Annotated in this window: 11 protein-coding genes; 8 read left to right on the top strand and 3 right to left on the bottom strand. The window is 74.1% G+C overall.

The window, feature by feature from the left end:
* Positions 1 to 2: 2 nt before the first annotated feature.
* Together ACZ6AQ_RS11105 and ACZ6AQ_RS11100 are read right to left on the bottom strand one after the other, a co-directional pair.
* A complete protein-coding gene (locus ACZ6AQ_RS11105) occupies positions 3 to 536 on the bottom strand; it encodes a DUF6643 family protein (RefSeq protein WP_468759213.1) in 534 nt (177 codons plus the stop codon).
* A 377-nt stretch (positions 537 to 913) separates the two neighbouring features.
* Positions 914 to 2224: a glycosyltransferase gene (locus ACZ6AQ_RS11100; protein WP_468759212.1), complete on the bottom strand. Its 1311-nt coding sequence runs from the start codon at positions 2222 to 2224 to the stop codon at positions 914 to 916.
* A 58-nt stretch (positions 2225 to 2282) separates the two neighbouring features.
* On the opposite strand from ACZ6AQ_RS11100, the gene ACZ6AQ_RS11095 reads away from it, so the two are divergent.
* From ACZ6AQ_RS11095 to ACZ6AQ_RS11070, 6 genes are all read left to right on the top strand, one after another.
* Positions 2283 to 3077 carry a glutamate racemase gene (locus ACZ6AQ_RS11095; protein WP_468759210.1) on the top strand — a complete coding sequence of 265 codons (795 nt, stop codon included), beginning with the start codon at positions 2283 to 2285 and terminating at the stop codon, positions 3075 to 3077.
* Positions 3078 to 3138: 61 nt separating this feature from the next.
* The gene (locus tag ACZ6AQ_RS11090) at positions 3139 to 3705 is read left to right on the top strand and encodes a hypothetical protein (protein WP_468759208.1); all 567 of its coding nucleotides are present in this window, start codon (positions 3139 to 3141) and stop codon (positions 3703 to 3705) included.
* Positions 3706 to 3849: 144 nt separating this feature from the next.
* Positions 3850 to 5526, top strand: coding sequence for an apolipoprotein N-acyltransferase (gene lnt / locus ACZ6AQ_RS11085; RefSeq protein ID WP_468759207.1), 1677 nt, complete (start codon positions 3850 to 3852; stop codon positions 5524 to 5526).
* A 130-nt stretch (positions 5527 to 5656) separates the two neighbouring features.
* The gene (locus tag ACZ6AQ_RS11080; protein WP_468759205.1) at positions 5657 to 6139 is read left to right on the top strand and encodes an NUDIX hydrolase; all 483 of its coding nucleotides are present in this window, start codon (positions 5657 to 5659) and stop codon (positions 6137 to 6139) included.
* A gap of 55 nt (positions 6140 to 6194) precedes the next feature.
* Complete coding sequence (locus tag ACZ6AQ_RS11075) at positions 6195 to 7022, top strand: 3-hydroxybutyrate dehydrogenase (RefSeq protein WP_468759203.1); 828 nt, start codon at positions 6195 to 6197, stop codon at positions 7020 to 7022.
* Between the two features lie 80 nt (positions 7023 to 7102).
* Entirely contained in the window at positions 7103 to 8986 is a 1884-nt protein-coding gene (locus ACZ6AQ_RS11070; RefSeq protein WP_468759201.1) for a helix-turn-helix domain-containing protein, read from the top strand.
* A gap of 70 nt (positions 8987 to 9056) precedes the next feature.
* On the opposite strand, the gene ACZ6AQ_RS11065 is transcribed toward ACZ6AQ_RS11070, so the two are convergent.
* Positions 9057 to 10424 (bottom strand): MFS transporter, encoded by a 1368-nt coding sequence (locus ACZ6AQ_RS11065; RefSeq protein ID WP_468759199.1) that lies wholly within the window; start codon positions 10422 to 10424, stop codon positions 9057 to 9059.
* 530 nt (positions 10425 to 10954) lie between these two features.
* Between ACZ6AQ_RS11065 and fdxA the strand changes: the two genes are divergently transcribed.
* A complete protein-coding gene (gene fdxA, locus ACZ6AQ_RS11060) occupies positions 10955 to 11293 on the top strand; it encodes a ferredoxin FdxA (RefSeq protein WP_468759197.1) in 339 nt (112 codons plus the stop codon).
* A gap of 196 nt (positions 11294 to 11489) precedes the next feature.
* The gene (locus ACZ6AQ_RS11055) at positions 11490 to 11807 is read left to right on the top strand and encodes a hypothetical protein (RefSeq protein ID WP_468759195.1); all 318 of its coding nucleotides are present in this window, start codon (positions 11490 to 11492) and stop codon (positions 11805 to 11807) included.
* The last annotated feature ends 154 nt before the right edge of the window (positions 11808 to 11961 follow it).

Here is an 11961-nt window from a genome sequence, read left to right as displayed (position 1 = left end):
GGTCAGTAACCCCCGCCCTGGTAGGGGCGGTTGTAGGGGTCGTCGTAGGGCGCGGAGGCCGGGACCGGCGCGGGCCGGGGCGCCGCCGGGCGCATCGCCTCGTAACCGGTGGCCGCCGGGCGCATCGCCTCGTAGCCGCCGGCCGCCGGGCGGGGCTGCTGCGGGTACGGGCCGCCCGGGTAGCCGCGCGGGGCGGACTGCTGCTGGGGGATGTACGGCGCCGGGGCCTGCTGGAGGGGGACCGGGGCCATCTGCGGCGCGTGCTGCGGGTAGCCGTATCCGCCTCCGTTGTGGGCGGGGGAGGGCTGGGGGGCGGGCGCCGCCGGAAGGGCGGGCAGTGCCGAGGAGAGCGCCGGCAGGTAGGAGCCGTTTCCGCCACCGGAGAAGCTGCTGCCGGTGTCGTAGGCGGCGGGCACTCGGATCGGGGCGATCTGAGGCGTGCCCCGCTCCGCGACCAGGGAGTCGTAGATCGGGGTGTCCGGGAAGGACGGCGCGGTGTGGTAACCGCCTCCATAAGAGGAGCGGGGGGAGGTCATGGCCATAAGTTAAGCCCACGATGTGCCGGTTGGGGAGACCGATTTGAGGGTTGTTTGACAGGCTTCGCGAAGCGGCGCGTCCCCAACCCGAGCGAACGCGGTAAAAACGGGCGGCGAGATGTCTCAAGATCGCGTAAATGCCGAGTTGGGAGGGGGTTACCGATGGGTCGGGCCCCTCGGGGCCGTCCGGCGTCCCTCCCCATGAAGAACACATAAAGAAAAAGCGCCGGGAAGGCGGGGAGGTGATCATGAACATGATTGGGTGGCAATCCCGGACCCCGGCGAGCACACGCCGAATGGGAGGAGCTACTCCCCGTAATGGGCGGCGCCGCCGCGTGCAACGGAAATGCCATTTCCCCTTCGCCGGGAAGGGGCGCTCACCGGTCCGGCGCCGCCTCCGGCCGCGCGTACGTCCGGCCCTTCCACGCCGCGCCCCGGCCCCGGTGGTGCCGGACCGCCGAGTCCACCGTCATCAGCAGGTAGAGGAACGCGGTGAACGGCAGCAGCGGGGCGAGCCACGGCGGCTGCCGGTAGTGACGCAGCATCGGCAGGTACGTCCCCGCCATCACCGCCCAGGCCGCGCCGCCGGCCAGGGCCGCCCGCCCGTCCCCGCCCGCCGCGCCCGCCACCAGGGCCACCGGCGGCACCAGGTAGACGACCGCGAGCCCCGCCACCACCGCCACGAGCAGCGGCGGACTGTGCCGCAGCTGCGTGTACGCGCTCCGCGCGACCATCCCCCACAGCCCCCCGAGCCCCGGGTACGGACGGACGCTCTCGACCCGCTCCGCGAGCCCCAGCCAGATCCGCCCGCCGGCCCGCCGCACCGCCCGCGCCAGCGACACGTCGTCGATCACCGCCTGCCGGATCACCTCCGGCACCCCCGCCGCCACCGCCGTCTCCGTCCGCAGCAGGACGCACCCGCCCGCCGCGGCCGCCGTCCGGGCCCGCGCCCGGTTGATCCGGCGGAAGGGGTAGAGCTGCGCGAAGAAGTAGACGAACGCCGGCACGATCAGACGCTCCCAGCCGCTCTCGGCCCGCAGCCGGGCCATCTGCGACACCAGATCGAGATCGTTCTCCACCGCCGCCGACACGAGGAGCCGCAGACTGTCCGGCCCGTGGGCGATGTCCGCGTCCGTCAGGAGCAGGAACTCCGGCTCCCGCGCGCGTGCCAGCGCCATGCCGTGCCGCAGCGCCCACAGCTTCCCCGTCCAGCCCGGCTCCGGCTCACCCGGCGACGCGACGGTCAGCGGCAGCCCGCCGCACCGCTCGGCCAGTCCGGCGGCCAGCCTCCCCGTACCGTCCGTGCTCCCGTCGTCCACGAGGACGACCTCGGCGACCCCCGGATAGTCCTGGGCGAGCAACGACGGAAGGCTCAGCGGAAGCACGTCGGCCTCGTCCCGTGCCGGTACGACGACGACCACGCGCGGCCACGCGCGCGCGTGGTCCCCGCCGGGGCCCGACGGCTCCCCGTGCGCGTGCCCCCCGCCGGACAGTGACGGTTCCACGCGCGCGTGCTCCCCGCCGGACACCGGCGGCATCCGGGCCGGCTCCGCCCGCACGCCCCCGGCCCCGGACGGCTTCCGGGCGCGCGGCAGCCGCTGGTCCGTGCGCCAGAAGAAGTCCTGGCCCAGCAGCAGCCAGACCCAGGCGGCGAAGGAGACGGTCGCGAACCAGGCGAGGGTGCTCATTCGCGGCAGTCTGCCCCAGAACGCGGGGGTCGCGGGGCTCATCGGCTAGGGTGACCGGGTGAAGATCGCGCTCATGGACTCCGGAATCGGCCTCCTCCCGGCAGCGGCCGCGGTGCGACGGCTCCGGCCGGACGCGGATCTGCTCCTCTCCAACGACCCCGACGGCATGCCGTGGGGCCCGCGCACCCCCGAGGACCTCACGGGACGCGCCCTCGCCGTCGCCCTCGCCGCCGCCGAGCACCGCCCGCAGGCGCTGATCGTGGCCTGCAACACCGCCACCGTCCACGCCCTGCCCGCCCTGCGCGACCTCCTCGAACCGGAGATCCCGGTCATCGGCACCGTGCCCGCCGTCAAGCCCGCCGCCGCGGGCGGCGGCAAGATCGCCATCTGGGCCACCCCGGCCACCACCGGCAGCGCCTACCAGCGCGGACTCATCCGCGACTTCGCCGACGGCGCCGAGGTCACCGAGGTGCCCTGCCCGGGTCTCGCCGACGCCGTGGAGCACGCGGACCAGGACGCCGTCGGCCGGGCCGTCGCCGCAGCCGCCGCGCTCACCCCGCCCGACGTCCGCGCCGTCGTCCTCGGCTGCACCCACTACGAACTGGTCGAGGAGCGCATCCTCGCCGCCCTGGAGGCGCGCGGCCGGGCGGACCTCCCGCCGCCGGTCTTCCACGGCTCCGCCGAGGCCGTCGCCGCACAGGCGCTGCGCCGGATCGGCGCCGGGCCGGCTCCCGACGCCGAGCCCACCGGCACCCTCTCCGTCCTGCTCGGCGGACGCCCCGGGCGGCTTCCCGCCACCGCCCTCGCCTATGCCGAGGGCCGCGGCCTCGCGGAGACCGCCTCCGCTCGCTGAGCGTCGCCGGACGGCTCCGCTCCGCCGTGCCGCCCCGACCGCCCCCGAGTACGCTTCCGGTATGAGGGAGCGTCCCCGGTACCTGCGCGACGACGAGCTGACCCCCGCCGTCTGGACCGGCCGCGCCACCAACCGCTTCCAGTGGGTGGCCGCGACGGCCGGTGCCGCCTGCCTGGCCCTGGGCATCCTCCTCGCCGTCCAGCTGCGGTGGACCTCGGGCGTCGCGGCGCTCCTCATGGCGGTGATCGGCTGCGTCACGGCCGGACTGCTCGTCCTCTTCGGCACCCTCGCCTTCGTCCACGTGGCCGTGCGGGTGGACGACCGGAACATGGAGGTCCGCTGCGGCCACATGGGCCTGCCGCGCCGCCGCATCCCCCTCTCCCACATCGCCGGAGCCGACTTCGCCCCGCGCGTCACCCCGCGCCAGTGGGGCGGCTGGGGCTACCGCTGGCGTCCGGAGAAGGGCACGGCCGTGGTCGTCCGGCAGGGCGAGGGGCTGGTCCTGCGCCTGCGCGACGGCCACACCTTCACGGTCACCGTCGACGACGCGGAGTCCGCCGTCCGCGCCATCCGCGACCGCCTGCGCCACCCGGCCCCGCCGGGCCCGTCCGCGTCGACCGGGGTGTGAACGCCGGGCCCGCCCGCGTCGGCCGTGCCGTCGGGACCCGCACCGCCCGCCGCCCCGCGCGACCGCTTCCGTGCTCGTCGGAGGCCCCGCACCGGGCCGTACCGGACGTCCCGGGGGACAGGGACGACCCGTAGACTCCGCAAGGTGAGCGCCACCACCCCTGCCGACGCGTCCGGAACCACCGCCGTCCCCGCCGACGCGTCCGGAACCGACACCGCACCGCCCGCGCCGGGTTCCCGTTCGCGACGGTTCGCGCGGTCCGCGGCGGCCCTGTTGTCCGGGTTCCTCCTCTACCTGAGCTTCCCGCCGCGACCCCTGTGGTGGCTCGCGCTGCCCGCCTTCGCGCTGCTCGGCTGGACCCTGCGGGGCCGCCGGCTCCGCGCCGGGTTCGGCCTCGGGTACCTCGCGGGCCTCGGTTTCCTGCTCCCCCTCCTCGTCTGGACCGGTGAGGAGGTCGGCGCCGTCCCCTGGCTCGCGCTCGCGGCCGTCGAGGCGCTCTTCGTGGCCGTCGCGGGACTCGGTGTCGCGGCCGTCTCCCGGCTCCCGTGGTGGCCCTTCTTCGCCGCGGGGGTGTGGGTCCTCGCGGAAGGGGCACGCGCGCGCGTGCCCTTCGGCGGCTTCCCCTGGGGCAAGGTCGCCTTCGGGCAGGCCGACGGCGCCTTCCTGCCGCTCGCCGCCGTCGGCGGCACCCCCCTGCTCGGCTTCGCCGTCGTGCTCTGCGGCTTCGGCCTGTACGAGGCGGCCCGCCTGCTCCTGGCCCGGCGCGCCGCCCGCGCCGTCCCGCGCGCCACGGCCACCGGCACCGCCCCGCGCGCCACCGGCACCGCCCCGCGCGGCCCGCTCCTCGCCGCCGCCCTCTCCGTCCTCGTCCCGGTCACCGGCGCCCTCGCCGCCCTTCCCCTCGTCGACGACTCCGCCGAGGACGGCACCGCCACCGTCGCCGCCGTCCAGGGCAACGTCCCGCGTCTCGGCCTCGACTTCAACGCCCAGCGACGGGCCGTCCTCGACAACCACGCCGCCCGCACCCGCGAGCTCGCCCGCGCCGTCCAGGAGAAGCGCGCGCCGCGACCCGACTTCGTCCTGTGGCCGGAGAACTCCTCGGACATCGACCCGTACGCGAACGCCGACGCCGCCGACGTCATCGACGAGGCCGTCCGCGAGATCGGCGCGCCCACCGTGATCGGCGCGGTCGTCGCCCCCGAGACCGGCAAGCTCCGCAACACCCTCATCCAGTGGGAGCCCGGCCGCGGCCCGGTCGCCACGTACGACAAGCGGCACGTCCAGCCCTTCGGCGAGTACATCCCCATGCGGTCCCTCGTGCGGATCTTCAACAGCGACGTCGACCGGGTGAGCCGCGACTTCGGCCCCGGCAGCGAGGTCGGCGTCTTCGACCTCGCGGGGACGAGGGTCGGTCTCGCCACCTGCTACGAGGCGGCCTTCGACTGGGCCGTGCGCGACACCGTCACCCACGGCGCGCAGCTGATCACCGTCCCCAGCAACAACGCCACCTTCGGCCGCAGCGAGATGACCTACCAGCAGCTCGCGATGTCCCGGGTGCGCGCGGTCGAGCACAGCCGGTCGGTGGTCGTGCCCGTCACCAGCGGAGTCAGCGCGATCATCCGCCCCGACGGCGAGATCGTCGCGCGGACGAAGATGTTCACCCCGGACGTCCTGGTCGAGCGGGTGCCGCTGCGCTCCTCGCGGACCCCCGCGACCCGCATGGGCACCCTGCCCGAAGCCCTCCTCGCGGCGCTCGCGGCGGCCGGCCTCGGCCTGTCGGCGTTCCGCTCGGTACGCGCCCGCCGCACCCGGGCGGAGTGAACAGCCGGCCAGGGGCGCGGCCGTCGCGCCGAGGTGCGCCCGCCGCACCCGCGCGGAGTGAAACCGGGACCGGCCGGGGGCGGGGGGCAGGACCGGCCCCGGGCGACCGCCCATGATCTAGGGTCGCTCCATGGCTACCCCCGACTTCATCCGAACCCTGCGCGAGACGGCCGGTCACCAGCTCCTCTTCCTGCCCGGCGTGAGCGCCGTCGTCTTCGACGACCTGGGCAGGGTCCTGCTCGGCCGGCGCTCCGACAACGGGCGCTGGGCGGTCATCGGCGGCATCGTCGAACCCGGGGAGCAGCCCGCCGACTGCGCGGTGCGCGAGGTGTACGAGGAGACCGCCGTGCGCTGCGAGGTCGAGCGGATCGTGCTCGTCGAGACCCTCCGCAAGCCCGTCGTCTACCCCAACGGCGATCGGTGCCAGTTCCTGGACGTGTCCTTCCGCTGCCGCGCCGTCGGGGGAGAGGCCCGGGTCAACGACGACGAGTCCCTCGAGGTCGGCTGGTTCGCCGTGGACGACCTGCCGGAGATGAAGCGCTTCTCGCACCTGAGGATCGAGAAGGCGCTCGCCGACGAACCCGCGTGGTTCCGCACCACAGTAACCAGCTGAACTGTGGGTCCGACGCACATCGGTGGGGGAGGGAACCCTCCTTAGGGTGCGGAGCATGAGCGCTTCCCCCACCACCTCCGGCCCCGACCCCGCCGCACTTCCGCCCCGGGTGGCCGGTCTCGCCCTCGACCTCACCGGCCGCACCGCGCTCGTCACCGGCGCGGCCGGCGGCATCGGGCGCGCCTGCGCGCTGCGGCTCGCCGCCGCGGGCGCCCGGGTCAGAGCCGTCGACCGGGCCGCCGAGGGCCTGGAGACCCTGGTTCGGGAGGCTTCCGCCCTCCCCGGGGAAGTCGAACCGCGACTCCTCGACCTGACCGACCTGGACGCCGCCGAGACGGCCGCCGCCGGCACGGACATCCTGGTCAACAACGCCGGGCTCCAGCTCGTACGCCCCATCGAGGAGTTCCCCCCGGACGTCTTCCACACCGTCCTCACCGTGATGCTGGAGGCACCGTTCCGGCTCGTCCGGGGCGCCCTCCCGCACATGTACGGGCAGGGCTGGGGCCGGATCGTGAACATCTCCTCCGTCCACGGGCTGCGCGCCTCCGCCTTCAAGTCCGCCTACGTGGCCGCGAAACACGGCCTGGAGGGCCTCTCCAAGACCGCCGCCCTCGAAGGCGCCCCGCACGGGGTCACCTCCAACTGCGTCAACCCCGGCTACGTCCGCACCCCGCTCGTCGAACGCCAGATCGCCGACCAGGCCGCCGTCCACGGCATCCCGCCGGAGCGCGTCCTCGCGGACGTCCTGCTCAAGGACTCGGCGCTCAAGCGGCTCGTCGAACCGGAGGAGGTCGCCGAGGCCGTCCTCTACCTCTGCGCCCCCCAGGCGTCGTTCATCACCGGCACCTCCCTCACCCTCGACGGCGGCTGGACCGCCCACTGAGGGACACGCCCCGAGGGGTCCCTGTGAAGGTTGTCCACAGGGGTGGTGCGACCACACGTACGGCAGGTATCCCTGTGTCCATGCCCCACGAACACGTCTCCTACCTGGAACTCCTCGCCCGGGGGGCCGCCGCGGAGGCATACGACCGGCCCGTCCTGCTCGCCCGCGCGAGCGGCGCGGGCCCCGAGGCGCTGGCCGAGCTGGAGGAGGCCAAGCAGCTCGCCCTGCGCGTCCGGGCGGAGCTGGAGGGCCGGCGGCGGCGCGAGGCGGAACTGTCCGCGCTCTTCGCCACCGCCCACGACCTCGCGGGACTCCGCGACCTCGACGCGGTCCTGCGCGCCATCGTCCAGCGCGCCCGCTCCCTCCTGGGCACCGAGGTCGCCTACCTCAGCCTCAACGACCCGGCCGCCGGCGACACGTACATGCGGGTCACCGAGGGCTCCGTCTCCGCCCGCTTCCAGCAGCTCCGGCTGGGCATGGGCGAAGGGCTCGGCGGTCTCGTCGCACAGACCGCCCGCCCCTACGTCACCGACGACTACTTCGACGACGCGCGCTTCCAGCACACCCGGACCATCGACACGGCCGTACGGGACGAGGGCCTCGTCGCCATCCTCGGCGTGCCGCTCAGCCTCGGCAGCCAGGTCATCGGCGTGCTGTTCGCGGCCGACCGCAGGGCCAGGGTCTTCGAACGCGAACAGGTCGCCCTGCTCGGCTCCTTCGCCGCGCACGCCGCCGTCGCCATCGACACCGCCAACCTCCTCGCCGAGACCCGATCGGCCCTCGCGGAGCTGGAACGGGCCAACGACATCATCCGCGAGCACAGCGGCGTCATCGAACGGGCCTCCGAGGTCCACGACCGCCTCTCCGAACTGGTGCTGCACGGCGGCGGCGTCCACGACGTGACCCGCGCCGTCTCCGAAGTGCTCGGCGGTACCGTCGAGTTCACCGAGGCGGGCGCCGGGTCCGCGCGCCGCCCCGACGGCCACGCGGTGCGCGAGGGAGACGACTGGGTCGCCGCGGTCTCCGCCGGCGGCGAGACCCTGGGCGCCCTCGTCCTCCGCGGACAGCCCGAACTCGACCCCGTCGACCAGCGCACCCTGGAGCGCGCCGCCCTGGTCACCTCCCTCCTGCTGCTCGCCCGCCGCTCGGCGGGCGAGGCCGAACAGCGCGTACGGGGCGAACTCCTCGACGACCTCCTCGACGCCCCCGACCGGGACCGCCGCCTGCTGCGCGAACGCGCGGCCCGGCTCCGCGCCGACAGCGAGGCCCCGCACGTCGTGCTCGCCGCCCGCGCCGACCGGGCCGGTGCCGCCCCCGACGCCGGACGCGAGGGCGCCGACCGCCGGCGCCTGTGGTCGGCCGCCTCCCACCTCGCCGCCACCCGCCGCGGACTGGCCTCCGCGCGCGACGGCGGCACGGTCCTCCTCCTGCCGCTCGGCCCCGGCGAGACCGCCGCCGAACTCGCCCGCCAGACCGCCGCGGACCTCGGCGGCACCCTGCGCGAACCGGTCACCGTCGGCGCCTCCGCCCCCGTACGGGCCCCCCTCGACCACCCGGACCGGGTGGCCGCCGCGTACGGGGAGGCCCGCCGCTGCCTCGACGCCCTCCGGCTCCTGCACCGTTCGGGCCGGGGCGCCGCCGCAGAGGACCTGGGCTTCCTCGGTCTGCTGCTCGCCGACGGCCGGGACGTCGACGGCTTCGTGGACCGCACCGTCGGCCAGGTCGTCGCCTACGACCGGCGGCGCGGCACCGAGCTGATCCGCACCCTGGACGCCTACTTCGCGAGCGGCATGAGCCCCGCCCGCACCAAGGACGAACTCCACGTCCACGTCAACACCGTGGCCCAGCGCCTGGAACGGGTCGGCCGGCTCCTCGGCCCCGACTGGCAGTCCCCGGAGCGCGCCCTGGAGATCCAGCTCGCGCTGCGGCTGCACGCCCTCTCGGACGCGGTCGGGGAGAGGTGACACGCGGAAGGGCCCCGGGCCCCGCTCGTGACGAGCGGGGCCCGGGACCCTTCCGCGACCGTCCGGCGGGTCAGGCGTCGGCGCCGACGCGGGAGTCCCCGGGGGTCCGCTCGGCGATCTCGCCGAGGTCGCGGTCGCGGGTCTCGCGGGCGCAGACCACGGCGACGACGGTGAGCAGCGCGGCGGCGATCACGTACAGGGCGATCGGGGTCGAGCTGCCGTGGTCGGCGAGCAGCGCGGTCGCGATGAGCGGGGCGGGCGCGCCGGCGGCGACGGAGGAGAACTGGGCGCCGATGGAGGCGCCGGAGTAGCGCATCCGGGTCGCGAACATCTCGGAGAAGAAGGCCGCCTGCGGCGCGTACATCGCACCGTGCAGCACCAGGCCGACCGTCACGGCGAGCAGCAGGCTGCCGAAGCTCCCCCGGTCGATGAGCGCGAAGAAGGGGAACATCCAGGCCCCGACGCCCACCGCGCCGATCAGGTACACCGGCCGGCGCCCGATCCGGTCGGACAGCGCGCCCCAGAGCGGGATCACGGCGAAGTGGACGGCGGACCCGATGAGGACGGCGTTCAGGGCGGTCTGCTTGGAGAGCCCGACCTGGGCGGTCGCGTAGACGAGGATGAACGCGGTGATCACGTAGTACGAGATGTTCTCCGCCATGCGGGCGCCCATCGCGATCAGCACGTCCCGCCAGTGGTGACGCAGGACCGCGACGAGCGGCGCCTTCTCGGCCTGCCCGGCGGCGGCCTTTCGCTCCTCGGCCGCGGCGAGCGCCGCCTTGAAGACGGGCGACTCGTCGACGGAGAGCCGGATCCACATCCCGACGGCCACCAGGACCCCGGAGAGCAGGAACGGCACGCGCCAGCCCCACGAGGCGAAGGCGGCGTCCGGGAGGAGCGCGGTCAGCGCGGACAGCACACCGGTCGCGAGCAACTGCCCGGCCGGCGCGCCGGTCTGCGGCCAGGAGGCCCAGAACCCGCGCCGCCGGGCGTCCCCGTGCTCGGAGACGAGCAGGACGGCCCCGCCCCACTCGCCGCCGAGCGCGAAACCCTGCACGAGCCGCAGCACGGTCAGCAGCACGGGGGCGGCGGACCCGACGGTCGCGTGCGTGGGCAGCAGCCCGATGGCGAACGTCGCCCCGCCCATCAGGAGCAGGCTCAGCACCAGCAGCTTCTTCCGGCCCAGCCGGTCGCCGTAGTGCCCGAACACCAGGGCCCCGAGCGGCCGGGCGGCGAACCCGACGGCGTACGTCAGGAAGGACAGCAGGGTCCCCACCAGCGGGTCGGACTCGGGGAAGAAGAGCTTGTTGAACACGAGCGCGGCGGCGGACCCGTACAGGAAGAAGTCGTACCACTCGATGGTGGTCCCGATGAGGCTGGCGGCGACGATCTTCTTGAGGGAGTTGGGTGGCGTGGGGGAGGGAGCTGCGGCGGCCATGTGCACCACTTCCAGGCGGGTACGGGGACGTTTCGGTGTCGCCACACCGTAGGAAGTCGCAGGTCAGGGGCGTATGTGGTGGGACACCATAGTTCGGGTGTGCCGTGTGCGCCCGGCCTCCATGGCTTGCTGTTGCGACCCTGCCGAAGGCCCGAGAAGGGCGGGGGGAGGGGCTGTCCGGGTTGCGCTGATCGGGCATGTTCTGGTGGTGCTGGTCCCGTGGGCCGGACAGCCGTTCGCGAAGGCTGGTTCGAGTCGTACGATTTCCCGAACAGCCGCGCACAGCTGGGGAGTGGGGCGCGGGGGGATGCGCCTGTGCCCACCTGTGGCGTCGGCCCTTCGGTGGGGGTGCCGTGTCAGCGTGCCAGGGACAGAAGGGGGAGCAGGCCGACAGGGTCCAGGTCGCCGGCTGACTCCGACGTCGCTGGGCCGAGCGGGACACCGCGGCGTAGATCCTCCCGGTGACGTAACGCATCCGGATTCAATGCGTTGAGCAACTGGTCAGGTCTGTCCGAGTCAGAAAGTTCCCCATGACCTACGTAGTGGCTGAGCCCTGCATCAGGTGCCGGACCACCGACTGTGTGTCCGTGTGCCCCGTCGACTGCTTCTACGCGGGCGAGAACATGCTCGTCATCCACCCGGAGGAGTGCATCGACTGCGGCGCCTGCGAGCCCGAATGCCCGGTCGGCGCGATCTTCGAGGAGTCCGAACTTCCGGAGAAGTGGTCGGAGTACAAGGAACTCAACGCCGAGTACGCCGAGAAGTGGCCGGGGATCACGGAACAGGAGAGTGCTCCCTCCGACTGGGAGGACTGGAGGAACGTCGAAGAGAAGAAGCAGTACTTCAGCGAGACACCTGCGGAGTCCTGAGCCGGCTCACCCGGGAGAGGGCGGTTCGTCGGTGCCGAGGACGCGACCGAGGCCGGCGTCCTCCCGGCAGTCGAGGGCGTCGCGCCCCCGGCGGCATCCGTCATCGGCCGTCACGGCAGGTCTCCTCCCCGTTCCGCCGGAGCTGTCGTACGCGGCCCCTCAGCCGGCACCACCAGCTCCGGCGGTGCGTCTTCACGTGATCGGCGAAGGCATCCAGGAGGAGCCGGCAGCCGAGCTGGTGACCGTCGGCCTCGACGGCGTCGGCGGCACCGCAGGCGCACCGGTCGGGGCAGGCGGCGGGGCAGTCGGCGCGGGCGCACAGCATGACGCCTTCGTTGTGATGTCACGTGCGTGTTCGGCGTTGATCAAGATTCTCCTTCGAGGAGTGGGCGTTCGGCATGATGTGCCGATGGACGTGTTCAGGAACTTCTTCGAGGGCCACGCCGCCTTCTTCGCGGTCGTGGTGCCGATCTTGGCGATCGGCGGCACGGAAAGCGGCAGAGATCGCGGCTGAGGCCCAGCTCGGCAACTGTGTACTGAGGCTACGAACACGCTCGATGCACAGTCGCCTGCCCTCGTCACTGCCGCCCGCGAGATGCTGAAGGCCGAGGACGACACCGCCCCGGCGGTGCCGGAGCAGCGCCGCCGACGGTGGCGCCGGGCGGTGT

The organism is Streptomyces sp. NPDC041191, assembly GCF_055591945.1.
The sequence above is the reverse complement of the archived record's forward strand: the minus strand, read 5'-3'. Positions and strand labels throughout refer to the sequence as shown.